The sequence below is a fragment of the Micromonospora sp. WMMD961 genome (assembly GCF_029626145.1).
GTDB lineage: Bacteria > Actinomycetota > Actinomycetes > Mycobacteriales > Micromonosporaceae > Micromonospora.
Map to the genome: position 1 here is coordinate 1,146,570 of NZ_JARUBJ010000002.1, position 26,240 is coordinate 1,172,809.

The window sequence follows — 26,240 nt, forward strand, 5'->3', positions numbered from 1 at the left end:
CGCTGAGCAATATGCCGTCCGGCCCCTGCAAGAGTCAAGCAGATCTTGCGTAAGGAAACCGCGCGACGGCCGGGGCGACAGCGGTTGAGCCGCGTACCACCAACTCCGGTCGGAACAGGTACTCCGAGTGTGGGGCGCCGTGGCCGTTGATCTCGTCCACCAGGGCCCGGACGGCCGCCACCGCCATGGCCGTCACCGGTTGGCGCATGGTGGTCAGCGGCGGGTCCGTGAAGGCCATCAGCGGAGAGTCGTCGTACCCGAGGACGGAGAGATCACCCGGAACGCTCAGGCCGCGTTGGCGGGCCGCCCGGACCGCGCCCAGTGCCATCAGGTCCGAGCCGCACACCACTGCGGTGACGCCACGATCGAGCAGTCGACCGGCTGCCGCCTCGCCACCCTCCACACCGAACAGCGACAGCTCCGCCAGCGGGCCCAGGTCGGCCTCGGCCGCACCGGCCAGCCTCGTCATCGCGGCACGCCAGCCGGCCACCTTGCGCTGCACCGGAACGAACCGGTCGGGGCCGGTGATCAGACCGATGCGTCGGTGCCCGAGCGCGACGAGGTGGGCCACCGCCAACTCGGCCGCCTCCCGGTCGTCGCAGGAGACGAAGGGCGCGGCGATGCCGGGCACGTAACCGTTGATCATCACGACGGGCAGCGGCCGGGCGATCAGGGCGCGGTAGCGGTCGTGGTTGGCGGCGGTGTCGGCGTGCAGGCCGGACACGAAGACGATCCCGGAGACCTGCCGGTCCAGCAGCATCTCCACGTACTCGTCCTCGGTGACGCCGCCCGCGGTCTGGGTGCAGAGCACCGGTGTGAAACCGCTCTGCGCCAGGGTCGACTCGATGACCTGGGCGAAGGCGGGGAAGATCGGATTGTCCAGCTCCGGTACCACCAGGCCGACCAGGCCGGCGCTGCGTTTGCGCAGGCGGGCCGGGCGTTCGTAACCGAGCACGTCGAGAGCGGTGAGGACGGCCTGCCGGGTCTCCGGGGCGACGCCGGGGCGGTCGTTGAGCACCCGCGACACCGTGGCCTCGCTGACTTCGGCCTGCTGGGCGATGTCGGACAGTCGAGCGCGCATGGCGGCACTTTAGCCCACCCGCAAGTTCTTGCGGGGCGCTCTGCAAGGCCTTCCATTATCTGCAACGTCTTGCTAACGTCCCCGCAACATACGCCAGCTGCGGCGCAGCATCTCTGCGCCGATTGGCAAGATCTTTCAGCATTTCCCGCTGGCGGTCCGCCCTTCCCCCGGGTGGGCCAGCCATGACGACAGGAGTACCGATGCGCATCCGTACCGCGGGTGTGGTCGCCCTCTTCGGCCTCGCGCTCGCCGCGTCCGGCTGTGGCGGCGACAGCGACGAGCCGGCCGCGAACGAGTCCCCCAAGGCCGCCGGCGGCAAACTGGTGATCTGGGCCGACGACAAGCGGACCGCCGCGCTCAAGCCGTTCGCCGAGAAGTTCGGCCAGGAGAACGGCGTCACCGTCGACGTGCAGGCCGTCCCGAACGAGGACCTGCAGAACAACTTCGTGACCGTGTCGAGCCAGGGCGGTGGCCCGGACGTGGTGATCGGCGCGCACGACTGGATCGGCAACCTGGTCCAGAACGGCGCCATCGATCCGGTGCAGCTGCCCGACGAGCAGAAGGCCGCCTTCAACGAGACCGCCATCAAGGCCGTCACCTTCAACGGCCAGCTCTACGGCGTGCCGTACGCCCAGGAGAACCTGGCGCTGATCCGCAACACCGAGCTGGCCCCCGAGGCCCCGAAGACGATCGAGGATCTGGTCGCCACCGGCAAGCAGCTCAAGGCGCAGAAGAAGGTCACCGAGACGCTGTGCCTCCAGGTCGGCCAGAAGGGCGACGCGTACCACATCTACCCGCTGTACACCTCGGCCGGCGGATACCTCTTCGGCACCACGGCGAACGGCGACTACGACCCGAAGGACCTCGGCGTGGGCAAGCCGGAATCGATCGAGGCGTTCAAGAAGATCGCCGCGCTCGGCGAGAAGGGCGAGGGCGTGCTGAAGCGCTCGATCGCCGACACCAACGCGACCGCCACCTTCACCGGCAAGAAGTGCGCCTTCCTGGTCTCCGGGCCGTGGGCCACCGCCGACGTCAAGAAGGCCGGCATCACCTACGACGTCTCCGCCGTTCCCGGTTTCGCCGGGGGTAAGCCGGCAGCTCCGTTCGTGGGCGTCCAGTCCTTCTACGTCGCGGCCAAGGGCAAGAACAAGGCTCTCGCCCAGGAGTTCGTCGTCAACTACGTCGCCAAGCCGGAGCTGGCCGTGGCGCTGTACCAGGCCGACCCGCGTCCGCCGGCGCTGACCGCCGCGCTGGACCAGGTCAAGGGCACTGACCCGGACCTGGCCAAGTTCATCGAGGCCGGAAAGAACGGCCAGGTGCTCCCGGCCATCCCGGCCATGGCCGCGATCTGGGACCCGTTCGGCAAGGCCGAGGCCGCGGTCATCGGCGGCGCCGACCCGACCAGCACGGTCACCGCGGCCGGCAAGACGATCGCCGACTCGATCAAGTAATGAGCACGCCGCTGTCCGGCCCGGGGCCTGCCCAGCAGGCGCCGGGCCGGGGGCCCGTCCGCACCGGGTCCCCGCGCACCTCCCGTACTGCGCGGAATCACGCGCCGATCACCGTGGCCGGCCTCGCCGCGAAGGTGATCCTGCTCGGCCTGGTGGCCGGGATCGCGATCTGGGCGGCCTTCCCGCTGGTGCAGGCCGAGCAGTGGGTCGGGCTGGCCGTGCTGGTGCTGACCACCGCCGTGCTGTTCTACCTGTACGTGGGCCGTCGGCACGTCCCGGCGAAGTACCTCGTCCCGGGCACCCTCTTCCTGATCGCCTTCCAGGTCGTGCCGGTGCTCTACACCGCGAGCACGGCCTTCACCAACTACGGGGACGGCCATCGCGGCAGCAAGGACGACGCGATCGTCGCGATCCAGAGTTCCTCGGTCAGGCAGGTCCCGGGCTCCACCCAGTACCCGATGTCGGTCGCCACCAAGGGTGACCCGGTCACCGGCGCCCTGGTCTTCCTGATCACCGACCCGCAGACCGGGGCTGTCTCCGTCGGCGACGCCCGGGGTCTGCGCCCGCTCGACCCTGGCGCGGCCACCGTCGCCCCCGGAGGGAAGGTCACCGCGGCCGACGGCTACACCGTGCTGAACGTCGGCCAGGCCAGCGCCCGCAGCAAGGACATCACGGACCTGGTGGTGCCGACCGCCGGCGGCGCGCTGCGCTCGTCCGGCCTGTCCCGGGTGTACGACGGCAAGGCCGTCCGGGCGTACGACGCGGGCTGCGACTGCGTCCGGGACAGCGACAGCGGCCAGACCTGGAACGCGGACGGCGAGGTCGGCGCGTTCGTCGCCGCAGACGGTGAGCGGCTGGCCCAGGGCTGGAAGGTGAACGTCGGACTGTCCAACTTCACCCGGGTACTCACCGACGAGCGGATCTCCGGGCCGTTCCTCGGCACGCTGCTCTGGAACTTCGCCTTCGCGATCGGCTCCACCGGCGGCACGTTCATCCTCGGTATGGTGATCGCGCTGGCGTTGCACTCGCCCCGGATGCGGGGCACCAACCTCTACCGGATGTTGCTGATCCTGCCGTACGCCATGCCGTCCTTCGCGATGCTGCTGGTCTGGCGGGACATGTTCAACACCGACTTCGGGTTGATCAACAACCTGTTCGGGCTCAGCGTCGACTGGTTCGGGCAGGACTGGTCGGCCCGCGCCGCGGTGATCCTGGTGCAGCTCTGGCTCGGCTACCCGTACATGTTCCTGGTGGCCACCGGCGCGCTACAGGCCATCCCGCGGGAGTTGACCGAGGCCACCTCGGTCGACGGGGCGTCGCCCTGGCAGTCGTTCCGGGCGGTCACCCTGCCGCTGCTGCTGGTTGCGCTCTCGCCCCTGCTGATCTCGTCGTTCGCGTTCAACTTCAACAACTTCAACGCGATCTACCTGACCACCGAGGGGGCGCCGTTCCCGGCGGACAACCCCAGCAACGGTGCCACCGACCTGTTGATCACCTACACCTACCGGCTGGCGTTCGGTGGGCAGGCCGCGCAGTTCGGCTTCGCCGCGGCGATCTCGCTGTTCATCTTCGCGATCGTCGCGGTGGTCTCGGCGGTCAGCTTCCGGCGGACCCGCCAACAGGAGGAGGTGTACTCGTGACCACGCTCAGCGGCACGGAGCGCCCGGCGGCGGTCGACCGCGCGGCGGGGAGACGGAGGAGCCGCTGGTTCGCCCAGGTCGGCTGGCGGCACCTGGTCGGCGTGCTCGGTGTGCTGTTCAGTCTCTTCCCACTCGTGTTCGTCGTCTCGGCGGCGCTCAATCCGCTCGGCACCCTGTCCTCCACCGAGTTGGTGCCGACCGGCGGGGTGTCCTTCGGGAATTTCGGGGATCTGTTCGCGCGCACCGAGTTCGCCAACTGGTTCCTGAACTCGCTGCTCATCGCCGGTGGTGCCTCGTTCGTCTCGGTCTTCCTGTCCGCGCTGGCGGCGTACGCCTTCTCCCGGATGCGATTCCAGGGGCGACGGGTGGGGCTGCTGTCGCTGCTGTTGATCCAGATGTTCCCGCAGTTCCTGGCGATCGTGGCGATCTTCCTGATCTTCGGCACGGTCACCGACCTGTGGCCGGCCATCGGTTTCAACACGCCGTGGGGCCTGTTGCTGCTCTACCTGGGTGGCGCGCTGGGTGTGAACACCTGGCTGATGAAGGGCTTCTTCGACACCCTGCCCCGGGAGTTGGACGAGTCGGCCACGATGGACGGCGCCTCGCACGCCCAGGTCTTCTTCCGGATCATGCTGCCGTTGGTGGCGCCGATCCTGGCGGTGACCGGGCTGCTCGCCTTCATCAGCACCATCAACGAGTTCCTGATGGCGAGTGTCTTCCTCACCGACACGGACGCCAAAACCCTCGCTGTCGGCATGCGCGGCATGTTGCAGGGCGGCGAGCGGAACACCAACTTCGGGATCTTCGCCGCCGGCACCCTGCTCACCGCGATCCCCACCGTGCTGGTGTTCCAGTTCCTTCAGCGCTTCATCGTCTCCGGCCTCACCTCCGGCGCGGTCAAGGGATGAGGGGCTTCGACGCGCCGGCCGGTCCGCCCCACTACTACAAACCGTCGTTTTAGGGGAGGATGATCGGCGTGGAAGCACTTCGACTAATCCTCCTCTATGTCCATCTGATCGGCTTCGCCCTGCTGCTCGGCGGCTCGATCGCCCAGTACGTCAGCGGCCCGATCCGGATCAACCAGGCCATGCTCTGGGGAGCGGCGATCCAGCTGTTGACCGGGCTCGGACTCTCCGCTCCGCTCCGCGACGGCGACGAGCCGGCGCCGGCGAAACTTGTGACGAAGTTGGTGATCGCTCTGCTGATCTTCGTCATGGTCTTCTTCTCCCGGAAGCGGGACGCGGTGAACCGCGGTCACTTCCTGGCAATCGTCGGCCTGACCCTGGTCAACGCGGCGGTCGCGGTCTTTTGGAGGTAACGTCCGGGGAGAGGGACGCCGCCCGAAAACGGATGTTGCGGACGCCTTGGCGCTTGCTTACCAGCACGAAGAGTGACGTGCCCCACGCAAGGGTTACACCCGGGTAACAGGCGCTCAACAGTCGTGCACGATTGTCGGCCGGTGGGTGGGCGCGGGCGTACGCTCCCGTCCGTAACGTGGGACAGCCGGCGGCACACCCGCAGGCCGGCTGATGGGCTGCCACCGCACAAGGCGCGGTGAGCAATGGGAAGGAGACGTCTTGCGCTCGGTGCGTGGGATGCGGATCGCCTCGATCTTCGCGGTGGGTGGGCTCGCGCTCACCGCCGCCGCGTGTGGCGAGGCCCCCGATGAGAACAACAACGCCGGCAGTGGCGCCAACAAGTTCAGCGCCTGCATGGTGACCGACGTCGGCGGCATCGACGACAAGTCGTTCAACGCCTCGGCCTGGAAGGGTCTGCAGGAGGCCAAGGCCGCCAACGACAACATCGACATCAAGTACGTCGCGTCGAAGGCCGAGGCCGACTACGAGCCGAACCTGACGCAGTACGTCAACCAGAAGTGCAACTTCATCCTGGCGGTCGGCGGTCTGATGGCCAACGCCACCTCGAAGATCGCCAAGGCGAACCCGAACCAGGAGTTCGGCATCGTCGACGCGAACCCGGGTGACGCCAACGTCTACCCGATGCAGTTCGACACCGCTCAGGCCGCGTTCCAGGCCGGTTACCTCGCCGCCGGAATGACCAAGACCGGCAAGGTGGCCACCTACGGTGCGCTGCCGATCCCGCCGGTGACGATCTTCATGGACGGTTTCGTCGACGGCGTGGCGTACTACAACACCACGAAGAAGAAGAACGTCCAGGCGCTGGGCTGGAGCAAGGAGACCCAGAAGGGCTCCTTCACCAACGACTTCGCCAAGCAGGACGAGGGCAAGAAGGTCTCCGACGCGCTGGTCGCCCAGGGCGCGGACATCATCATGCCGGTCGCCGGCGGCGCCGGCCTCGGCACCACCGCCGCGGCCAAGGCCTCGGGCGGCAAGTACAACACCATCTGGGTGGACGTCGACGGCTGCGAGAGCACCCCGGACTGCTCCGCGATCATCACCACCGTGGTCAAGAACATCCCGGAGGCCGTCAAGGAGGCCGTGGTCAAGGCCGCCGCCGGCGACAAGCTGCCGGCCAAGCCGGGCTTCGTCGGCACCCTGGCCAACAACGGTGTCTCGATCGCCCCGTACCACGACTTCGACAGCAAGGTCCCGGCCGAGCTGAAGGCCGAGGTCGACAAGATCAAGGCGGACATCGCCGCCGGCACCATCACCGTCACGTCGGCGGCCCAGCCGACCAAGTGACGACCGACCGGCCCCTCCGGTGAGATCATCGGGGAGGTCGGCGGGGGACAGGTACGAGCGATCGGCCGCTCTGGCCCCGCGGGTGACCGTGGGGTCGGAGCGGCCGATCGCGCACCGTGTCGGCCGGGCCGGTCCGGCCGGGTTGACGGCAGCTAGGCTGCACCATCGCTCGCACTCCAGGAGGTTGCGCTGAGACTCGAACTGCGCGGCATCACCAAGCGGTTCGGTGATCTGGTCGCCAACGATCACATCGACCTGACGGTGGAGCCTGGAGAGATTCACGCCCTGCTCGGCGAGAACGGCGCGGGCAAGTCGACCCTGATGAACGTGCTCTACGGGCTCTACCAGCCCGACGAGGGCGAGATCCTGGTCGACGGCAAGCCGCTGAAGCTGAGGGGCCCGTCCGACGCCATCGGCGCCGGGATCGGCATGGTGCACCAGCACTTCATGCTGGTGCCGGTCTTCACCGTCACCGAGAACATCATGCTCGGCGCCGAGCAGGTCCGGGGCGGCATCGCCGGCTTCCTGGACCGGCGGCGCGCCCGACGCGAGGTCGCCGAGGTGTCCGAGCGCTACAACCTGCGGGTCGACCCGGACGCGGTGATCGAGGACCTGCCGGTCGGCATCCAGCAGCGGGTCGAGATCGTCAAGGCCCTCACCCGCGACGTCGACCTGCTCATCCTGGACGAGCCGACAGCGGTGCTGACCCCCCAGGAGACCGAGGAACTGCTGACGGTCATGCGGTCGCTCAAGGCGGCCGGCAAGTCGATCGTCTTCATCACCCACAAACTGGGCGAGGTCAAGGCCATCGCCGACCGGATCACGGTGATCCGACGCGGCAAGACCGTCGGCACCGCCTCGCCGGAGGCCAGCCGGGACGAGCTGGCCGCGCTGATGGTCGGTCGTAACGTCCGGCTCACCGTGGACAAGACCCCGGCCACCCCGGGCGAGCCGGTGCTGGAGGTGGCCGGCCTGGTCGTCGACGACGACCGGCAGATCCGCGCGGTCGACGGAGTGGACCTGACCGTGCGCGCGGGTGAGGTGCTCGGCGTCGCCGGCGTACAGGGCAACGGTCAGACGGAGCTGATCGAAGCGATCATGGGCCTGCGCCCGGTGCTCGCCGGGGCGGTCAGCCTGGCCGGCGACCGGATCGACGGCTGGAAGCCCAAGAGGGTGCTCCGGGCGGGCGTCGGCTACGTGCCCGAGGACCGCAGCGTGGACGGCCTGGTCAAGGAGTTCAGCGTCGCGGAGAACCTGGTGCTGGACATCTACGACCGTCCGCCGTTCGGTGCCGGGCTCGCGCTCAAGCCGGACGCGATCGCGGCCTCCGCCAAGGAACGGATCGAGCAGTTCGACGTCCGTACCTCATCGGCCGACGCCGCGGTGGGCACCCTCTCCGGTGGCAACCAGCAGAAGGTGATCGTGGCCCGGGAGCTGTCCCGGCCGCTGAGGCTCCTCATCGCCGCCCAGCCGACCCGTGGCGTCGACGTCGGGTCGATCGAGTTCATCCACAGCCAGATCATCCACGAGCGGGACGTCGGCACCGCCGTCATGGTGGTCTCCAGCGAACTCGACGAGGTCATCGGCCTGGCCGACCGGATCGCGGTGATGTACCGCGGCCGGATCATCGGCATCGTCGGCCCGGACACCCCGCGCGAGGAGATCGGCCTGTTGATGGCCGGCATCAGCCCGGACACGGCACACGAGGCTGTCGCGGCCCCGGCCGCCGACAGCTCCGTCGCGGCCCCGGCCGTCGACAAGCCCGACGCACCCGCCGTCGACAAGTCCGGCGTGGCAGACGGGAGCCCGGCGAGCGACGCAGGCTCCGCGAGCGAGGACGAGGCATGAGCGAGCGCCAGCGAGCGAATCATGGTTGCAGTGCGTGGGTGCCTCATGGCGTCACGCAGCGAAGCGGAGTGACGGCATGAGCGACTCCCCCAACCCGCAGTCGGGCTCGCCGGACAAGGAGCCGGCGGGCGAGGCGCAGGCCGCGCAGGACGCGCTCGGCAACACCGAACGGGCCGAGGTGGCGACCCAGCCGGAGCGCTCGGCGTCGACGGCGGAGCAGAACCCGGAGCCGAAGCCCAGCCTGGGCCGGTTGTTCCTGGACAACCTGTGGGCGGCCAACACCTTCACGGTGACCCTGCTGTCGTTGGTGCTGGCGATCGTGGTCGGCGCGGTGCTGATGATCATCTCTGATCCGGCGGTGCTGTCCACGTACTCGTACATCACCTCTCGCCCGTCCGACGCGATCAATTCCAGCTGGACGCTGGTCAGCGAGGCGTACGCGAACCTGTTCAAGGGCTCGGTCTTCGACCCTGAGGCGTTCACCGGTTGGTTGAACGGCACCAACGGGTGGCAGCCGGTGCTCGCGCCGATCTCCGAGACGCTCACCTACAGCGCGCCGCTGGTCTTCACCGGCCTGTCGGTGGCGCTGGCCTTCCGGGGCGGCCTGTTCAACATCGGTGCGCAGGGTCAGGCCACCATCGGCGTGATCATGGCGGCGCTGGCCGGCTTCCTGCTGCCGCTGCCGCCCGGTCTGCACCTGCTGGTGGCGGTGCTGGCCGGCGCGTTGGGTGGGGCGATCTGGGGTTTCATCCCCGGCATCCTCAAGGCCCGCGCGGGCGCGCACGAGGTGATCAACACGATCATGCTCAACTACGTCGCCACGTACTTCCTCACCTGGTTGATCGTGCAGAACGGCGTGCAGGACCCGACCCGTACCGACGCGATCAGCAAGGCGGTGGACACCTCCGCCCAGCTGCCCCGACTGCTCGGCGACAACCTGCGGGTGCACGCCGGCATCCTGCTCGCCGTCCTGGCCACCTGGGCGGTCGCCTGGCTGCTGAACCGATCGACGCTCGGCTTCGAGCTGCGGGCGGTCGGCGCCAACCCGGACGCCGCACGTACCGCCGGCATCAGCGTCACCAAGACGTACATCCTGATCATGGTCTTCGCCGGCATCCTGGCTGGCCTCGGCGGCTCGAACATGGTGCTCGGCTCCACCGCCAGCGCCTTGACCCCGCTGGTGGTCGCGCAGATCGGCTTCGACGGCATCCTGGTGGCGCTACTCGGACGGGTGAAGCCCTGGGGAGTGCTGCTGGCCGCGCTGCTGTTCGGGGCGTTGCAGGCCGGTGGCAACCGGATGCAGTCGTACTCCGGGATCTCGCTGGAGCTGGTGACAGTGCTCCAGGCGCTGATCGTCATCTTCATCGCCGCGCCGGCCCTGGTGAAGGCGATCTTCCAGCTCCGGGCCGCACGCGCCACCCGGTTGCAGACGAGCCTGGCGAAGGGCTGGTAACTCATGTCCACCATGGCTGTCCCCGACATCGCCGTCGCGCCGGTCGACGAGGGCTTCTGGACCCGTAGCCGCAAGGTCGGCCTCACGTTGCTGGCGCTCGGCCTGCTGGCGGCGGTGCTCTTCGGCGCGCTCGCCACCGACCAGCAGGCCCGGTTCACGCTCAGCGACGACGCGGCCGGTGCCGCACTGGAGATCAACGGCACGATCGGGGCGATCCTGTTCGGGATCATCACGATCGCCGCCGGCGCGGCGCTGCTCGCCGGGGTGCCGAAGCGGTGGTTCCTTCCCGTGCTCGGGGCCGGACTTGTCGCCTTCGTGCTCTCGTTCCTCTGCTGGCAGGTCTCCGCCGCGCCAGCCGGGCAGAACTTCATGCCGCTGGTCAACATCATCCGGGGTACGTTCATCCTGGCCCTGCCGCTGATCTTCGGCGCGCTCGCCGGCGTGCTCTGCGAACGGTCCGGCGTGGTCAACGTGGCCATCGAGGGCCAACTGCTGATGGGCGCGTTCAGCGGGGCCCTGTTCGGCAGCATCTCCGGCAGCGTGTGGGTGGGCCTGGTCGCCGCCGCCCTCGGCGGCGCGTTCATCTCGCTGCTGCTGGCCGTCTTCGCCATCCGCTACCTGGTCGACCAGGTCGTGATGGGCATCGTGCTGAACCTGCTGGCGGTCGGCGTCACCGGCTTCCTCTACGAGCGGCTGATGCAGACCGACGCGGCGAAGTACAACAGCGCTCCCCGCTTCAGCAACTGGGAGATCCCGCTGCTGAAGGACATCCCGGTGCTCGGGCCGGCGCTGTTCCGCGGCAACATCTTCCTCTACCTCGGGCTGCTCCTGGTGCTGGTGATCCACATCGGGTTGTTCCGCACCCGGTGGGGTCTGCGTACCCGCTCGGTCGGCGAGCACCCGATCGCCGCCGACACGCTCGGCGTCAAGGTGCTGCGGGTCCGCTACCGCAACGTGCTGCTGGCCGGCGTGGTCGCCGGCATCGGCGGTGCGTCCTACACGCTGGCGCTCTACTCGTTCACCAAGAACATGATCGGCGGCAAGGGCTTCATCGCGCTCGCCGCGCTGATCTTCGGCCGGTGGAACCCGACCGGCGCGCTGCTCGCCGCGCTCTTCTTCGGTTTCGCCGACCAGCTCGCCACCTACCTCGGCGCGATCAGCAGCTCGATCCCCAGCCAGTTCCTGGCCATGCTGCCCTACCTCGCGACCATCCTGGCCGTCGCCGGGTTGGTCGGCCGAGTCCGGGCCCCGGCCGCCGACGGCAAGCCGTACATCAAGGGCTGACCGGCCACCGGTCCGTCGATCATGGAGTTGTGGTGCCTCACAAAAATCGCAAACTTCCAGCTTTCGCCCACCACCACTGCATGATCGACGAAGCTGGCGCGTCAGCGCGGCCCTCGCGGGTCTGTGCTGGTCGGCGTACCCTGACGGCTTCTGACCTGGGCTACCTGGGCAGAATGGCGGCATGAGCGACATTGACTGGGCGCGGTTGCGCGCCGCCGCCATCGACGCGATGCGGCACGCGTACGCGCCGTACTCGACGTTCCCGGTGGGCGCCGCCGCGCTGGTCGACGACGGCCGCGTGGTGGTGGGCTGCAACGTGGAGAACGCCGCGTACGGGGTGACGCTCTGCGCCGAGTGTGGGGTGGTCTCCAGCCTGCACGCCACCGGCGGCGGTCGACTCCTCGCGCTGTCCTGCGTCGACGCCACCGGCGAGCCGTTGATGCCGTGCGGGCGTTGCCGGCAGCTGCTCTGGGAGCACGGCGGCCCGGAGTGCCTGATCGAGACCAAGGGCAACCCGCTGCGGATGGCCGAGCTGCTGCCGCACGCCTTCGGCGTGGAGGACCTGGAGGCCGTCACCGGGGAGACGCCGGTGCCGGTGGTTCCGGAGCGGCTTGCCGCGTGGCGCGGGCGCGGCACCGTCTTCGTGCACGCGGACCTGTCCGCCGGCCAGCAGGTCTGGACGGCGTACTGGGAACGCTCCGCCGGGGACGACGCCGGTGCCGAGACCGGTGTGCTGGAGGAGGCGCCGAGCTGGGACGATCCGGCCGAGGCGATCACCTGGGGTCTGGCCCGATCGCCCCGGGTGGTCGTGGTGGACGCCACCGGCACCATCTTTTGGGCGGGTGAGGGCGAGCCGCCGCTGGAGATCCCGGTGCGCTGGTCCGCCAGCTGACCTCGAAACGCCAGCGACCGCACGGCAAGACCGCGAGGCCGCCCGCACCCCCATGACCGTGCTTGATCCTGGAAGTAGTGCCCTACCTCGCGAGACGAGGCGACTACTTCCTGGTTCGAGCGTGATCATGGGGGCCCGAGCGGCTGGCCCGAGGCCGCGCCACGATCATGAGGACGCCGATCGGCTGGCACGGCACTGGACGGATTCACAACGACGTGAGAAGGAACCGCAGAGTGAGTGCTTTTGCTGCTGTTGATGTCATTCGGGTCAAGCGGGACGGCGGGGTGCTGTCGGACGCGCAGATCGACTGGGTGGTCGACGCGTACACCCGGGGGGCGGTCGCGGACGAGCAGATGTCCGCGCTCGCGATGGCGATCCTGCTCAACGGCATGACCGGGCCGGAGATCGCCCGGTGGACCGCCGCGATGATCGCGAGCGGCGAGCGGTTGGACCTCTCGGCGGTACGCCGGCCGACCGTCGACAAGCACTCCACCGGAGGCGTCGGCGACAAGATCACTCTGCCGCTCACTCCGCTGGTGGCGGCGTGCGGCGCGGCCGTACCGCAGCTCAGCGGCCGGGGCCTCGGGCACACCGGCGGCACGTTGGACAAGTTGGAGTCCATCCCGGGCTGGCGGGCCACGGTGAGCAACGACGAGTTCATCAAACAGCTGGACGAGGTCGGCGCGGTGATCTGCGCGGCGGGCGCGGGGCTCGCCCCGGCGGACCGCAAGCTGTACGCGCTGCGCGACGTGACCGGCACGGTGGAGGCGATCCCGCTGATCGCCAGCTCGATCATGAGCAAGAAGATCGCCGAGGGCACCGGGGCGCTGGTCCTCGACGTCAAGGTGGGCTCGGGCGCCTTCATGAAGTCCGTCGACCAGGCCCGCGAGCTGGCGCGCACCATGGTCGAGTTGGGCGGCGCGCACGGGGTGCGGACGGTTGCCCTGCTCACCGACATGTCCACCCCGCTCGGCCTGGCGATCGGCAACGCCGTCGAGGTGACCGAGTCGGTAGAGGTGCTGGCCGGCGGTGGGCCGGCCGACGTGGTGGAGCTGACCCTCGCCCTGGCCCGGGAGATGCTCGACGCCGCGGGCCTGCCGGACGTCGACCCGGCCGCGGCGTTGCGCGACGGTCGGGCGATGGACTCCTGGCGGGCGATGATCCGGGCGCAGGGCGGTGACCCGGACGCGCCGATGCCCGAGGCCGCCGAGGTCGAGGTGGTTCGCGCCGAGCAGGACGGACACGTCGCCGCCGTCGACGCGTACGCCATGGGGGTTGCGGCGTGGCGGCTCGGCGCGGGTCGGGCCCGCAAGGAGGACCCGGTCAGCGTGCCGGCCGGTGTGGTGCTGCACAAGCGGCCGGGTGACCCGGTGCGGGCCGGTGACGCCCTCTACGAGTTGCGTGCCGAGGACGCGACGCGAATCCCGGCGGCGTTGGCGGAGGCCGCGACCGCCGTGCGTATCGCGCCGACGGCTCCGGCGTCGACGCCGCTGGTCATCGAGCGCGTCGGCTGACCGAACCGGGGCCGGGGTGGGCATGGTGCCGGTCACCTGGGAGCGCTATTGTCGCAGGCCAAGGGGGACCACCGGCCATTGCGCCGGCGCGAGCAGACAGGAAGATCCGCCGTGAGCGTTGCTGCCCCCGACCCACGTGAGGTGCGCGAGGCGAGTCTGGACGAGCTGTCCCGGCTCGGCCTTCCGCTGCCGCCGGCCCAGTTCCCGCTGGTGTGGGAGCCGGGCGACGCGATCGAGTTGCGCCCCACGGCGGAGATCGAGGCGCGGATCGCCGTGCTGCACCTGATCCTGGCCCGGTGCTTCGGGATGCCCCCGCAGGCGGCCATGAGCTGGCTGCTCGGCTCACACCTGGTGGAGATGGTGACTCCGCCGGAGTGGCAGTTCGTGATGGGCGGCAAGGGGGACCACCGGTCGTTCGTGCTGCACCACGACGCGCTCTTCGCGCTGGCCTGGGTGCTCGGGCTGAGCAAGCAGCTCGACCCCACCCTGGCCGTGGACGAACGGTTGGTCGAACGGCTGCCGCACATCGCCGGAGGGGAGACCTTCCCACACTGGCAGGCGCGGATCCTCACCGCGCCGCAGCACCCGGCCGACGCGGCGGCCCTGCTCGACCTGCACTACTGCCTGGACTGGGCCTATCTGGAGACCGAGCGCGACGGCCGGAGGGCACCGGGCCTGGTCGACGCGAACGCGATCGGGCAGCGGCGCTGGGCACTGGAGTGGGCGGTCGTCCTGCGCGGGCCGTACCACGACGAGCCCCCGGGCTGGGAAGAGGTCGACCTCTCCACCTGAGCTCAGCGAGGTCGGTACGCGGCCACCCGGACCGCCACTGTCACCCGGACGGGCTCGGGCAGTGCGGCCAGCCGGGCGGTGAGCGCGCCGGGGTCGGTGTGCCATGCGCTCGGGCCCATCCCGACCAGGCTGGCGGCCTCCGTCCGGGTCAGCGCCAGCTCCGCCCGGTGCATCGTGGAGCTGACCGGCGTGAAGTGCCCGCCCAGGCTGCTGGTCACCCGGTCCGCCTTCTCCGGGTCCACCCGGAGCAGGTCGAGTGCGTCCACCAACTCGGCGAGGTGGTCGTTGTCCGGTGTGACCACGAGCAGAGTGCCGGCCGGATCGAGCACCCGGTGGAACTCCGGGCCGTTGCGCGGCGCGAAGACGTTCAGCAGCACGGCCGTCGAGGCGTCCGCCAGCGGCAGCCGTTGCCAGGTGTCGGCGAGGGCGGCGGCGGCTCGGGGATGCGCGCGGGCCGCGCGACGCAGTGCCGGCTTGGACACGTCCAGGGCCAGACCCACGGCGTCCGGCAGCGCCGCCAGCACCGCGCCGAGGTAGCGGCCCGTGCCGGCGCCGGCATCCACCACCAGGGGGTACGCGTCGACGTCGGGCGCCGAGGGCTCGGACCGTACCGCTGCTGTCGTGTCCTTTGCTCTGCTTACCTCCAGGCGACACTCCGGGTCGGAGACCGTCGCCTCGGTCGAAGCAGAGCCCACCGGGCGGGGGGAGTTCGTCAGTCCTGGACGGTCGAGGGCGGCTGTCGCGGCGCCGGCGAGGGCGGCGGAGATGACGTCGTAGTGACCGGCGGCCTGGAAGTCCGCCCGGGCCGCGATCATTTCGGCCGTGTCGCCGGTGTGCGGGGCGCGGCCGGCGAGCAGGTTGACGTAACCCTGGCGGGCGATGTCGAAGCTGTGCCGGCGCGGGCAGCGCAGCGCCCTGGCGGTGCCGGCGGTCACCTCGGCCAGCGGCTCGCCGCAGACCGGACAGCGCAGTCGGTCGAGGATGCGGGGGTCCACGTCACGCCTCCGGATCGTGCCGTGGGTGGGGCGTGCGCCCGCCGAGGTGGTCGACCACCCGATGGGTGAGCGCGCCGAGGGCGTCGATCTCCGCCGGGCTGAGCAGGTCGATCAGGTGCCGGCGGACGGCGGCCACGTGGCCAGGGGCGGCGGACTCGATGGCCTGCCGACCGGCCGGGGTGAGTACGACGACCGAGCCCCGGGCGTCGTCGGCACACTCCTCGCGGGTCACCAGGCCACGCTGCTGCATCCGGGTGAGGTGGTGGGAGAGCCGGCTGCGGGACCAGAGCATCCGATCCGCCAGGTCGCGCAGGCGTAGGCGGCCCTCCGTTGACTCGGAGAGGTCGGAGAGCACGTCGTAGTCGGGCTCGGAGAGACCGGCGTCCTGGGTCAGTTCCCTGGCCAGCTCCAGGTCGAGCAGCCGACGCATCCGGCGGTAGCCGCGCCAGGCGCGGTCCTCCCGCTCGTCCAGCCACCGTGGCGCGTCCATGCTGCCAGCGTACCCGGATCGTTGACATGTCATCGAATTACCCCCTACGGTCGATGACATGTCAACGAAAGATCTGTGGCAGCTCTTCGGTGAACGCGGGCGCGGGGTGCTGGTCACCCTGCGCCGCGACGGCCGACCCCAACTGTCGAACCTCGACTACCTGGCCGAGCCGGGTCTCCTCCGCTGCTCGACCGTCGGCGACCGGGCCAAGGCCCGAAACCTGCGCCGGGACCCGCGGGCGAGCTTCCACGTGACGACCGGTGACGGAGGTGCGTACGCGGTGGCCGACGGCATGGCCACGGTCACCCCATCCGCCCGAACCGAGGACGACGCCACGGTGGCGGAACTGGTCGAGGTCTACCGGCGCATTCGTGGCGAGCACCCCGACTGGGCGGAGTACCGGGCCGCCATGGTCGCCGACGGTCGGGTGGTCATCCGACTCACCGTCGAACGCGTCTACGGCTGGCCCGGATGAGCGGCCTGGTCGGGCGGACGGCAACCGGCTGACTAGGGTCTGAGCATGGTCGCAACAATCCGGTACGAGGACATCGTCAAGGCTCCGAAGGCACTGCTGCACGACCACCTCGACGGCGGGCTGCGGCCGGCGACAATCGTCGACCTGGCCGCCGAGGTGGGGCACGAGCTGCCCGCCACCGATCCCGAGGCGCTGGGACGCTGGTTCGCGGAGGCGGCCGACTCCGGCTCCCTGGAGCGCTACCTCGAGACGTTCGCGCACACCGTGGCGGTCATGCAGACCGCACCGGCGCTGCGGCGGGTCGCCCGCGAGTGTGCCCTCGACCTGGCTAGCGACGGGGTGGTCTACGCCGAGGTGCGTTTCGCTCCGGAGCAGCACCTGGAGCAGGATCTCAGCCTGGACGAGGTGGTCGAGGCGGTGCTGGCCGGGTTCGCCGAGGGCACCGCCCAGGCCGTCGAGGCGGGCCTGACCATCCGGGTGGGCACCCTGCTCACGGCGATGCGGCACGCCGCCCGATCGCAGGAGATCGCCGAGCTGGCCGTGCGACACCGGGACGCCGGGGTGGTCGGCTTCGACATCGCCGGCGCCGAGGCGGGCTTCCCGCCCACCCGACACCTGGACGCCTTCGAGTACCTGCAGCGGGAGAACTTCCACTTCACCATCCACGCCGGCGAGGCGTTCGGTCTGCCCTCCATCTGGCAGGCGATCCAGTGGTGCGGTGCGGACCGGCTCGGCCACGGCGTGCGGATCGTCGACGACATCGCCCCCGACGGCGCGCTGGGTCGGCTGGCCGCGTACGTCCGGGACAAGCGGATCCCCCTGGAGTTGTGCCCCTCCTCGAACGTGCAGACCGGGGCGGTGTCCTCCATCGCCGACCACCCGATCGGGCTGCTGCGGGACCTGCGTTTCCGGGTGACTGTCAACACCGACAACCGGCTGATGAGCGGCACCTCCATGTCGCGGGAGATGTCGCTGTTGGTGGACACCTTCGGCTACGGCTGGAAGGAGTTGCAGTGGTTCACCATCAACGCGATGAAGAGCGCCTTCATCCCGTTCGACGAGCGGCTGCGGATCATCGATGAGGTGATCAAGCCGGCGTACGCCGAGCTGCTGGCCTGACCACCTCAGCCGTGCGGGTGGCCGGCGAGTAGGCCGGCCACCCGGCGCAGCACCTCCCGGGCGCGGGCGGCCTCCGCGCCCAACCCGGTCTGCCGGCGCAGGACCGCCGGCTCCGCCCGGAGCAGCGCCACGCCCCGCCGGACCAGCACCCGGGGAGCCTTGCGCTGCTCGGACAGGTCACGGGCCAGCCGGCGGAGGAACGTCGCCCCGCGTGGCCGACGCAGTGCGTACGCCCCGGCGAGCAGCCCACGGCGACGGCACTCCTCGACGATCTCGGCGGCGAAGATCCCTTCGGCTACGAAAAGTGGCGATCCGTCGACATTGAATGGCCGGGTGGACACCCGTCGGTCCGCACCGATCGCATAAACCGGCACATCGGCTCGGCCTTCACGAGCAAGTCGGGCAATGATTTCCACCGCCGCGGAGGCGTCCCAGGACTGGGGAGATTCCCAATCCACCTGGCCGTTTCGTCGCGGCAACGTAGGGTCATCGCCGTCTTTGTAGAAGTCGTCCAGGCAGAGCACCGGCAACCCGGTTTGCTGCGCTATGTACGACTTTCCGGAGCCCGAAGGGCCGGCGAGCAGGACAACGCGGTGCGGATGTTCCATTACCTTCAGTTACTCCGACCAGACGGACTGCTATCAAATCGCATCAACATCTCATCACACCTTCGGCAGGTGACAACCTGGGCTTTCTTCTTGCCGACCGGCGTGATGGAATCTCGGGGGTCCGACCCGCCGGGTCGGTCGCTGGGCGTTGCCCGGGGCAACGCGTTGAAGCTGTAATCGCGAGGGCGGTGTTGTGAGCAAACGGCCAAAGATGGCGGGCTCCCTCCTGTCGCGGCTGCGCCGGCCGGCCAGCCGGCTCGGGGACATGCCGATCTGGTCCAAGCTCGGTCTAATCATGATCGTGCCGACCATCGCCACGGTCGTGGTGGGCACCAGTGGTCTGGTCGACCACGTGGAGACGCTCAACAATGCCAACCGGGCCGGCGACCTGGCGAACCTGTCGAGCTACTCGGGTGACCTGGTCGACAGCCTGCAGGACGAGCGGACAGCCGCCGTGCTGCTGCTGGGTGCGGACGGGACGCAGCCGACGGCGCAGTACCAGGAGGCCTACAACCGGGTGAACTCCCGGGTGGACCAGGACGCGATCCCCTACCGGCAACAGCGGGCCGAGGTCGAGGACCTGCCGAGCAGCCTTGAGGGTCTGCTCGACGGCATCGACCAGAACCTGCAGGATCTTTCGGGCATCCGCAGTCAGGTGTTCAACGGGAAGCTCGCGCTCACCGAGACCGTGCAGGCGTACGAGGGCCTGATCACCGACCTGCTCGCCATCCGTGACTCGGCCACGCAGCTCGCCGGTGACAACGACCTGAGCGACCGGATGCGCGCCGCCGCGGCAGTCGCCCGGGAGAAGGAGTTCCTCGCCGTACGCCGGGTCGTGGTGCACCGCGCGCTGGGCGTGAAGGGCGGAAAGCGCCTCACGCCGGCGCTGCGCACCGACTACATCGCCAGTGGCACCGGCCAGCAGCAGGCGCTGCAGAGCTTCAAGGCCGTGGCCACCCCGGACGACGCGAAGTTCCACGACCAGACGGTCGCGGGTGGCGACCGTCGGCAGGCGCAGAACTACACCGGCTGGATCGACGGCAACACCACCGGCGACATGCGTGGCGCGCCGTTCGGCCCGGACCAGTGGGAAGCCGCCATGACGGCCAACGCGAAGCTGATCCGCACCGTCGAGACGCAGCTCGACAACGAAGTGGTCAACGAGGCCGACGCCCTCCGCTCGGACGTCCAGCGCCAGGTCTTCCTGGAGACCGGCCTGCTGCTCAGCATGCTGCTGCTGGCCATCCTCTTCGCGTACCTGGTCGCCCGATCCATGGCCCGTTCGCTGCGCGAACTGCGACAGGGCGCCCTCTCCGTCGCCCAGTACGGCCTGCCCCAGGCGGTTGCCCGACTGCGTGACCCGCAGGTCGTCGGACAGCTCACCCCGGTGCAGCTGGCCAACCAGATCGCCGAGCCGCTGCCGGTCCGCAGCCGTGACGAGTTCGGCCAGGTGACCGAGGCGTTCAACGCCGTCCACCTGGAAGCCGTCCGTACGGCCGCCGAGCAGGCCGCACTGCGCGCCTCCGTCGCGACCATGTTCGTCAACCTGGCCCGCCGTTCTCAGATCCTGGTCGACCGCCTCATCGGGCATCTCGACCGCTTGGAGCGCGGCGAAGAGGATCCGGACCGGCTGGCCGAACTGTTCCAGCTCGACCACCTGGCCACCCGAATGCGCCGCAACGACGAGAACCTGCTGGTGCTCGCCGGTGCCGACTCCACCCGTGTGCAGCGCGAGCCGGCCGCGCTCATCGACGTGCTGCGCGCCGCGCAGTCCGAGGTCGAGCACTACACCCGGATCGAGTTCGGCGTCATCGACCGCGACATCGAGGTCGCCGCGCACGCGGTCAACGACCTGGTGCACCTCGTCGCCGAGCTGTTCGACAACGCCACCGCGTTCTCCCCGCCCGACTCGCAGGTCATGGTCGAGGCCCGCCGGGTAGGCGACCGCTCCTCGCTCTACGTCGAGGACCGCGGCATCGGCATCAGCGCCGACCAGCTGCACGACCTCAACGAGCGGCTCGCGACGCCGCCGCAGGTGGACGTGGCAGTCTCCCGGATGATGGGCCTGGTCGTGGTCGCCCGGCTGGCGTCCCGGCACGGCGTTCGGGTCGAGCTGCGCCCCGGCTCCGACCGTGGGACCGTCGCCGAGGTGACCCTGCCCACCTCGGTGCTGGTGCCCCGGGCGCTCTCCGGTCGGGTGCAGCAGCCCCCGGCACTGCCCGCGGCCGGCGGCCCACAGCAGAACGGGCCCGCCCCGGTCTTCGGCGCGCTGCCGGCGCTGGGCAACGGCCCTCGTCCGAGCGAGTCCGGCAACCAGGTCACCCTCGGCGGTCGTCCGTTCGAGCCCGCCGCGCGCAACGGATCCGGCACCCCTGCCAACGCCGGTGGCTACCGCTCGATGCCGGCCTGGTCCGATCTGACCGGCGCGGCCGGGGCGAACGGCGTCAACGGTGGCGACGGGTTCACCCCGCGGCCCGCCAACGGCCAGGGGATCGACCCGCTGCCGCAGCGTCGCGCCGGGGACGACGCCCCGGCCACCGGTCAGCAGCCGTCCATTCCTCGACAGCTGCCGAGCAGCCCCGAGACGCAGCCGTACTCGGCGCCTCCGGTGTCCGCGCAGCCCTACTCCGGCGCGCCGGTGTCCGCCTCGCCGGCGTCCGGCCAGCCGTATTCAGGGCAGCCCTACTCGGGTGCTCCGTACACTGGTCCGCCGGTGTCCGCCGCCCCGGCCTCCGGGCAGCCGTACGCCGGTCCGCCGGTGTCCGCTTCGCCCGTGTCGGCGTCGCCCGCGTCCGGGCAGCCGTACTCGGCCCAGCCGTACTCGGTGCCGCCCGCCTCCAGCCAGTCGTTCAGCGGCTTCGCGCCCCGGTCGGCCCCACCCGCGCAGGCCGCCGGAGCCCCGGCACCCCCTGCCTGGCCGCCGGTACCGAACAGTGACCGGGACGCGGCGACCCCGCCGGTGCCCGAGCGGCTCGCCGCCGCCCTGGACATGACGACGGAACTGCCGCGTGTGCCGCGACCCGGCGAACAGCCGTCGGCCGCAGCGGCCCAGCCTCCGGCGCCGGTCCAGCCTCCGGCCCCGGCTCCAGCTCCAGCTCCGCAGAGTCGGCCGGCTCCGCAGCAACCGCAGGCGCAGAACCGCCAGCGGTACGCGGACGAGACGATGGAGCTGCCGATCTTCCGGGAGCTCGAGTCGGCCTGGTTCCGTACTCGCCGCCCGGGTTCGGAGGAGGGCGCCGCTGGTGCCCAGCCGGCGACGAACGGCGACAACGCTACCCAGCAGTTCGCCACCGTCGAGGCCACCGGTCAGGCAGTCCACAAGACACCACCCGGGACGACAGGTAACACACCGATGGCAGACACTCCGATGGCCGGAGGAGCGCCGCGGGGCAACGGCTCCACAGCGAACGAGGGCGGCCGCCCCAGCCTTGCTGAGAGCCTGCCGAACCGCCGGCCCCAACCGCAGACCAACGGCTGGCAGACCGCAGCCGACGACGGCTGGCGTGCTGCCTCGGCAGCGGCTGACGCGGCGCCGGTGAGCGAGACCACCACGACCGGTCTGCCGAAGCGCAAGCCGATGGCGCAGTTGGTGCCGGGTGCGGTGGAGAAGCCCACCACCTCGGTCCAGCGGCGCTCCCCGGAGGCGGTCCGTGGCCTGCTCTCCGCCTACCACCGGGGCGTGCAGCGAGGGCGTAGCACCTCGGACAACCCGACCAACCCGGAGGCGACTTCGGGAGGGCAATCCTCGCAGTCTGGCTCAGGCCCGGTGGCCGGGAGCGGGCAGAAGGAGCAAGAAGGATGACAACTACTCAGGATCTTGGTTGGCTGCTAGCCAACTTCGCCGACCGGGTGCCCGGTGTCGCGCATGCGGTCGCCGTCTCGGCCGACGGCCTACTCCTGGCGTCGTCACGGGACCTGCCACGCGACCGGGCCGACCAGCTCGCCGCGATCTCGTCCGGTCTGGTCAGCCTGACCCAGGGGGCAGCTCGCTGCTTCGAGGGAGGCGCGGTGTTGCAGACCGTCGTGGAGATGGACAATGGCTTCCTGTTCCTGATGTCCATCTCGGATGGCTCGTCCTTCGCCGTGTTGGCTGCTCGCAGCTCCGACGTGGGCCAGGTCGGCTACGAGATGGCGCTGCTGGTCGACCGGGTCGGTGACGCGCTGACCCCGCAGCCGCGTGCGGCTGCGGGCATGCTGGGTTGACGACTTGCCGACCGTGAGGTCGGCGCAACTGCAACGACAACAACGACGGGTTTCACCGGTGGGAGCCGGTAATGGGTGCGAAGGAGGTGAGCGGCGAGATGGCCGATCGTGACGAACCGACCGGAGCGTTGGTCCGTCCATACGCCGTGACCCGTGGTCGCACCCGTCCCCGGCTCGACATCGCGCTGGAGGCGCTCGTCGAGACGACGGTGCGCGGTCGGGCCGCTGCCAATGGCAACGGCGGCCAGGGCCGCGAACACCAGTACATCGCCGCGCTGTGTGACGGACGCGTGCAATCGCTCGCGGAGATCGCGGCGCGGATGCAGCTCCCGCTCGGCGTGGCCCGGGTGCTCATCGCCGACATGGCGACCGACGGCCTGGTCGCGGTCCACGAGCCGACCATCCTGGACGACTCCGACGACGCGGTGGGCACTGAACTGCTGGAGAGGGTGCTGAGTGGACTTCGCAGGCTCTGACATGTCGCACCGCCCGCCGAGCCCGAGCGGCCGCGTGACGTCGGCGAAGATCGTTATCGCCGGGGGATTCGGCGTCGGTAAGACGACGCTGGTCGGCTCGGTCTCGGAGATCACGCCGCTGACCACCGAGGCCATCATGACCTCGGCTGGTGTGGGCGTCGACGACACCCGGCAGGTGCCGGGCAAGACGACGACCACGGTGGCCATGGACTTCGGCCGGATCTCGATCGACCGAGACCTGATCCTGTACCTGTTCGGTACGCCGGGTCAGACCCGATTCTGGTTCATGTGGGACGAACTGGTTCGGGGTGCCATCGGCGCGGTCGTGCTGGTGGACACTCGCCGGCTGGCCGACTGCTTCGCGGCGATCGACTTCTTCGAGCACCGTCGCCTCCCGTACCTGGTGGCGATCAACTGCTTCGACGGGATGCAGTACCACGACCCGCAGGACGTTCGGGACGCCTTGGCGATCTCCAGCGACGTGCCGGTGGTGGCCTGCGACGCCCGTAACCGGGAGTCGACGAAGCACGTGCTGATCTCGCTGGTCGAGTACGTGCTCACCATGCGTCGTACGCGCGCCGTCGCCCCGGCCTGATCGGGACGCCGCACGCCCGGTGGTGGCTCTGGCCCCCACCGGGCGCAGCACCCTGCGCGCCCCACGCCGCTTCCGACGTGCCTGGAGGCTGTCGCTCCCGGCACGCCGAGGCCGTAGCTCTCCAGGGCTTTTCAGGAGGCGGCGTTGCCGTGCCTTGAAGCTCTGCCCCCACCACACAAACGGAAGCGCCCCCGGTCATCGACCGGGGGCGCTTCCGTACGTGGAGGATCAGGACTGGTAACCGGCGGAGCGGTACTCGTACTCCCGGTCGTCGTCGCGGTCCCCGTGGTCGCGGCTGAAGTCCCAGCCACCGGCCGCCTCGCGACCGGGCCGACCGCCCACCGCGAAACCGCCGATCTCCTGGCCGCGACGCCAGCCACGGAAGTAGCCGGTGGTGTTCTCCGCGAGACTCGCCGCATCGCGCACTATCCGCAATGGACGCTCCTCGCGCAGCGGGGAGCCCGGGACCAGATTGGCCTGAGGCACACGCTTCGGCAGCCCGGCGTTGGTCTCGGCGCCCACCGCGGGGCGGGCGGCCTGTTCCGCGGCCTGCCAGCCGGTGTCGGCAGTGGTCGACCAGTCCAGATCGGACTCCTCGGCCTGGCCGACGAACCAGGCCGACTTGGCCTGCGCGAAGATCAGCAGGTCGCCGTCGCCCTCGTCGGTGACCGGCGGTGGCCGGTGCTCGACCGGCGGTGGCCGGTGTTCCATGGTGGGCGACCGGTGCTCCATGGGGGGCGGCCGGTGCTCGGCGGCACGGTCGGTGCGAGCGGCCGCCCGGCCTCCGCGAGCAGCCTGCTCCCGGTCGACCAACCGCAGCGGCGGCGTCTCCAGGTGCGGGTCCGCAGTCGGGTTGAGCCCTTCGCGCAGCGCCCGGTCAGCCAGCGGCGGCGGCTCCACCAGCCGCAGCATCGGTGGCTCCTGGGGCAGGTCGTCGGCCAACCAGGGCGGGGTCACGCGCCCGTCGGCGCGGCCCGGATCGGTCGGGGCGTCGATGCCGCGGCTGCCCCCGTACGAGTAGGCCACCGGGTTGTTCGGCGAACTGTCGGCCGGGTCCTCCGGATTGTTGACAAGCGGCCAGTTGGCCCGGGATCCCGGGGGAGCAGCGTCCTGACCGGGTCGGGGGGTCGGCACCGGAATGCTGAGGTCGGTGGCGCTGAACCCGCCGGTGGGCGGCTCGTCGACCGGGCGCTGCAGGTGGCTCGGCCGTTCGCCGTTGGTCTTCGGGCGGGGCGGGATGACCGTACGCTGCCGTTCGGCCCGCGCGTTGTTGATCGCGGCGGTGGTCAGCGTCGGCCGGAATGGCTCGCCCGCCTCGGCCGGAGGCACCGTGCCGCGTTGCGCGGGTGCGATCGGGGTGATCCCCGGCGGTGGGGGTGGCGGCGAGGAGACCGGTCGGTTGGTCGGACCGTCGATCCGGCTGGGCGCCGGTTCGGTGCGGCTGGGAAGCGTGGACGCCGGGGGGTTGGCCATCGCGGCCGGGGCCACCGGTGCGGGTGCGACCGGCGGCGGCATGACCGGAGCCGGTGCCGTCGGGGGCGGCCCGAGTGGGCGGGGCGACGCCACCGGAGCGTTGCCGGGGATCGGCTCGGGTCGGCTGCGCCGGCCCACGGCGGGTGCGGGCTCAGCGGGCGGGGCGGGCCGGACCGGGCGCAGCCCGGCACTGGTGCCGGTCGTCCCGGTCAGCTCGCCGACCGACTCGCCTCGGCGGGCGGCGGCACGGCGGCCGGGTGCCTGGGCAGGCGTGGTGGCCCGTGAACCGAGGGCACTGACCAGGGCTTCCAACCCCGCGTCGCAGGCCCGCACGGAGGCGACGGCCTGGCGGACCGTCTCGGCCACCGCCGAGGTGAGTGCCCGGTTGACCGCAGCGCGGCGGGGCGTTTCGGAGATGGCGACCCGCAGGGCGGTGACCGCCTCGTTGATCTCCTCGGCGTCGGCGACCCCGTCGGCGGCGAGATGCGCGGCGATGGCATCGGCGGCGACCGACACCTCCCGGCCGCGGGCCACGGTGCCGCCGAGCATGCCCGGCTCGGGCAGCGCGTCGAGCACCGCCAGCGAGACGGGCTCGGCCGGGTCCGGGTACGCCCGCAGGGCCGCCGGGTAGAGCTCACGGAGGACCTCGCGCAGCGCCACGGCCGCCGAGTGCCGACCGCTGGCCAGCGCGGCGTGCGCCGAGAGCACCTGCTTGTAGCCGGCGAGATCCCGGGGCGCCGGCAGGGTGACCGCCGAGAGCGCCCCAGCCTGCAACGCGCGGGCCAGGCCGACGGCCCGCCGTTCGGCCGGAGGCGACTGCATCTCCTCAAGGGAGTCGTCGTCGGCGAACCGCTCGGCGAAGTCGTCCACCGAGTCGTCGTCGGCGATCGCCAGGGGCCGACCCGCCGCGCTCAACAGCGAGATGACCGTGTGGTCGTCGCTGTCGGCGGCGATGGCCGCACCGCTCGGCCCGCCCGACCGCTCCACGAGCAGCGCGACGAGCTGGGCGTAGCCAGCGGCGTCGTCGCTGATCTCGCAGACATGCAGCAGACGGCCTGCGTCGTCGACCACAGCGGACGTCAGCGTCGAGCCGGCGGAGGCCGGTCGGTCAGCCGGATCCGCCGAGGCCAGACCGCAGTAAACGCGCACGAGCGCCACGGCGTCGTCCTCCTCCCGGGACAGGTCTTT

General features: G+C 70.6%; 22 protein-coding genes. 17 read left to right on the forward strand and 5 right to left on the reverse strand.

The features are described 5' to 3' along the window. Positions 1-34: 34 nt before the first annotated feature. Positions 35-1,081, reverse strand: a complete 1,047-nt coding sequence (locus O7614_RS05600; protein WP_278137420.1) for a LacI family DNA-binding transcriptional regulator — start codon at positions 1,079-1,081, stop codon at positions 35-37. 200 nt (positions 1,082-1,281) lie between these two features. Between O7614_RS05600 and O7614_RS05605 the strand changes: the two genes are divergently transcribed. The 11 genes from O7614_RS05605 (at position 1,282) to O7614_RS05655 (ending at position 14,618) form a co-directional block, all read left to right on the forward strand. Further along, positions 1,282-2,532 (forward strand): maltose ABC transporter substrate-binding protein, encoded by a 1,251-nt coding sequence (locus O7614_RS05605; RefSeq protein WP_278137421.1) that lies wholly within the window; start codon positions 1,282-1,284, stop codon positions 2,530-2,532. After that, the gene (locus tag O7614_RS05610; RefSeq protein ID WP_278137422.1) at positions 2,532-4,172 is read left to right on the forward strand and encodes an ABC transporter permease subunit; all 1,641 of its coding nucleotides are present in this window, start codon (positions 2,532-2,534) and stop codon (positions 4,170-4,172) included. The genes O7614_RS05605 and O7614_RS05610 overlap by 1 nt, the downstream gene beginning before the upstream one ends. Beyond that, a complete protein-coding gene (locus tag O7614_RS05615; protein WP_278137423.1) occupies positions 4,169-5,080 on the forward strand; it encodes an ABC transporter permease subunit in 912 nt (303 codons plus the stop codon). Before O7614_RS05610 ends, O7614_RS05615 begins: the two co-directional genes overlap by 4 nt. Before the next feature lie 68 nt (positions 5,081-5,148). After that, on the forward strand, positions 5,149-5,490 hold the full coding sequence (locus tag O7614_RS05620; RefSeq protein WP_145786243.1) for a hypothetical protein: 342 nt from the start codon (positions 5,149-5,151) through the stop codon (positions 5,488-5,490). A 277-nt stretch (positions 5,491-5,767) separates the two neighbouring features. Then, positions 5,768-6,835: a BMP family ABC transporter substrate-binding protein gene (locus O7614_RS05625; RefSeq protein WP_278142159.1), complete on the forward strand. Its 1,068-nt coding sequence runs from the start codon at positions 5,768-5,770 to the stop codon at positions 6,833-6,835. A 249-nt stretch (positions 6,836-7,084) separates the two neighbouring features. Continuing rightward, positions 7,085-8,683 (forward strand): ABC transporter ATP-binding protein, encoded by a 1,599-nt coding sequence (locus O7614_RS05630; RefSeq protein ID WP_347404395.1) that lies wholly within the window; start codon positions 7,085-7,087, stop codon positions 8,681-8,683. Positions 8,684-8,759: 76 nt separating this feature from the next. After that, entirely contained in the window at positions 8,760-10,136 is a 1,377-nt protein-coding gene (locus O7614_RS05635) for an ABC transporter permease (protein ID WP_278137424.1), read from the forward strand. Between the two features lie 3 nt (positions 10,137-10,139). Next, on the forward strand, positions 10,140-11,420 hold the full coding sequence (locus O7614_RS05640; protein ID WP_278137425.1) for an ABC transporter permease: 1,281 nt from the start codon (positions 10,140-10,142) through the stop codon (positions 11,418-11,420). A 181-nt stretch (positions 11,421-11,601) separates the two neighbouring features. Continuing rightward, complete coding sequence (locus O7614_RS05645) at positions 11,602-12,312, forward strand: cytidine deaminase (protein ID WP_278137426.1); 711 nt, start codon at positions 11,602-11,604, stop codon at positions 12,310-12,312. A 233-nt stretch (positions 12,313-12,545) separates the two neighbouring features. Continuing rightward, a complete protein-coding gene (locus tag O7614_RS05650) occupies positions 12,546-13,826 on the forward strand; it encodes a thymidine phosphorylase (protein ID WP_278137427.1) in 1,281 nt (426 codons plus the stop codon). Between the two features lie 111 nt (positions 13,827-13,937). Beyond that, positions 13,938-14,618, forward strand: coding sequence for a DUF4272 domain-containing protein (locus O7614_RS05655; RefSeq protein ID WP_278137428.1), 681 nt, complete (start codon positions 13,938-13,940; stop codon positions 14,616-14,618). A 2-nt stretch (positions 14,619-14,620) separates the two neighbouring features. Here the strand turns inward: O7614_RS05655 and O7614_RS05660 are convergent, their stop codons facing one another. Beyond that, positions 14,621-15,613, reverse strand: coding sequence for a putative RNA methyltransferase (locus O7614_RS05660; protein WP_278137429.1), 993 nt, complete (start codon positions 15,611-15,613; stop codon positions 14,621-14,623). Position 15,614: 1 nt separating this feature from the next. After that, positions 15,615-16,103 (reverse strand): MarR family transcriptional regulator, encoded by a 489-nt coding sequence (locus O7614_RS05665; RefSeq protein ID WP_278137430.1) that lies wholly within the window; start codon positions 16,101-16,103, stop codon positions 15,615-15,617. Positions 16,104-16,161: 58 nt separating this feature from the next. On the opposite strand from O7614_RS05665, the gene O7614_RS05670 reads away from it, so the two are divergent. Together O7614_RS05670 and O7614_RS05675 are read left to right on the forward strand one after the other, a co-directional pair. Next, positions 16,162-16,578 (forward strand): PPOX class F420-dependent oxidoreductase, encoded by a 417-nt coding sequence (locus tag O7614_RS05670; protein ID WP_278137431.1) that lies wholly within the window; start codon positions 16,162-16,164, stop codon positions 16,576-16,578. A gap of 45 nt (positions 16,579-16,623) precedes the next feature. Beyond that, positions 16,624-17,697 carry an adenosine deaminase gene (locus tag O7614_RS05675; RefSeq protein ID WP_278137432.1) on the forward strand — a complete coding sequence of 358 codons (1,074 nt, stop codon included), beginning with the start codon at positions 16,624-16,626 and terminating at the stop codon, positions 17,695-17,697. Positions 17,698-17,702: 5 nt separating this feature from the next. Here O7614_RS05675 and O7614_RS05680 read toward each other — a convergent pair whose 3' ends face one another. Beyond that, complete coding sequence (locus tag O7614_RS05680) at positions 17,703-18,038, reverse strand: hypothetical protein (RefSeq protein ID WP_278137433.1); 336 nt, start codon at positions 18,036-18,038, stop codon at positions 17,703-17,705. Positions 18,039-18,498: 460 nt separating this feature from the next. Here O7614_RS05680 and O7614_RS05685 point away from each other — a divergent pair, with 460 nt between their 5' ends. From O7614_RS05685 to O7614_RS05700, 4 genes are all read left to right on the forward strand, one after another. Then, positions 18,499-22,107, forward strand: coding sequence for a nitrate- and nitrite sensing domain-containing protein (locus tag O7614_RS05685; RefSeq protein ID WP_278137434.1), 3,609 nt, complete (start codon positions 18,499-18,501; stop codon positions 22,105-22,107). Further along, a complete protein-coding gene (locus O7614_RS05690) occupies positions 22,104-22,508 on the forward strand; it encodes a roadblock/LC7 domain-containing protein (RefSeq protein WP_030329023.1) in 405 nt (134 codons plus the stop codon). The genes O7614_RS05685 and O7614_RS05690 overlap by 4 nt, the downstream gene beginning before the upstream one ends. A gap of 98 nt (positions 22,509-22,606) precedes the next feature. Beyond that, positions 22,607-22,984 (forward strand): DUF742 domain-containing protein, encoded by a 378-nt coding sequence (locus O7614_RS05695; RefSeq protein ID WP_030329021.1) that lies wholly within the window; start codon positions 22,607-22,609, stop codon positions 22,982-22,984. A gap of 1 nt (position 22,985) precedes the next feature. Then, a complete protein-coding gene (locus tag O7614_RS05700) occupies positions 22,986-23,579 on the forward strand; it encodes an ATP/GTP-binding protein (RefSeq protein ID WP_278137435.1) in 594 nt (197 codons plus the stop codon). Positions 23,580-23,807: 228 nt separating this feature from the next. Here O7614_RS05700 and O7614_RS05705 read toward each other — a convergent pair whose 3' ends face one another. Next, positions 23,808-26,234, reverse strand: a complete 2,427-nt coding sequence (locus O7614_RS05705) for a transposase (RefSeq protein WP_278142161.1) — start codon at positions 26,232-26,234, stop codon at positions 23,808-23,810. Positions 26,235-26,240: the final 6 nt, after the last annotated feature.

Bases quoted from the DNA above. Each gene is read 5' to 3' on its own strand.
- O7614_RS05600 (WP_278137420.1), bottom strand. From the start codon at position 1,081: ATGCGCGCTCGACTGTCCGACATCGCCCAGCAGGCCGAAGTCAGCGAG.
- O7614_RS05605 (WP_278137421.1), top strand. From the start codon at position 1,282: ATGCGCATCCGTACCGCGGGTGTGGTCGCCCTCTTCGGCCTCGCGCTC.
- O7614_RS05610 (WP_278137422.1), top strand. From the start codon at position 2,532: ATGAGCACGCCGCTGTCCGGCCCGGGGCCTGCCCAGCAGGCGCCGGGC.
- O7614_RS05625 (WP_278142159.1), top strand. From the start codon at position 5,768: ATGCGGATCGCCTCGATCTTCGCGGTGGGTGGGCTCGCGCTCACCGCC.
- O7614_RS05635 (WP_278137424.1), top strand. From the start codon at position 8,760: ATGAGCGACTCCCCCAACCCGCAGTCGGGCTCGCCGGACAAGGAGCCG.
- O7614_RS05640 (WP_278137425.1), top strand. From the start codon at position 10,140: ATGTCCACCATGGCTGTCCCCGACATCGCCGTCGCGCCGGTCGACGAG.
- O7614_RS05645 (WP_278137426.1), top strand. From the start codon at position 11,602: ATGAGCGACATTGACTGGGCGCGGTTGCGCGCCGCCGCCATCGACGCG.
- O7614_RS05665 (WP_278137430.1), bottom strand. From the start codon at position 16,103: ATGGACGCGCCACGGTGGCTGGACGAGCGGGAGGACCGCGCCTGGCGC.
- O7614_RS05670 (WP_278137431.1), top strand. From the start codon at position 16,162: ATGTCAACGAAAGATCTGTGGCAGCTCTTCGGTGAACGCGGGCGCGGG.
- O7614_RS05675 (WP_278137432.1), top strand. From the start codon at position 16,624: ATGGTCGCAACAATCCGGTACGAGGACATCGTCAAGGCTCCGAAGGCA.
- O7614_RS05690 (WP_030329023.1), top strand. From the start codon at position 22,104: ATGACAACTACTCAGGATCTTGGTTGGCTGCTAGCCAACTTCGCCGAC.
- O7614_RS05695 (WP_030329021.1), top strand. From the start codon at position 22,607: ATGGCCGATCGTGACGAACCGACCGGAGCGTTGGTCCGTCCATACGCC.
- O7614_RS05700 (WP_278137435.1), top strand. From the start codon at position 22,986: ATGTCGCACCGCCCGCCGAGCCCGAGCGGCCGCGTGACGTCGGCGAAG.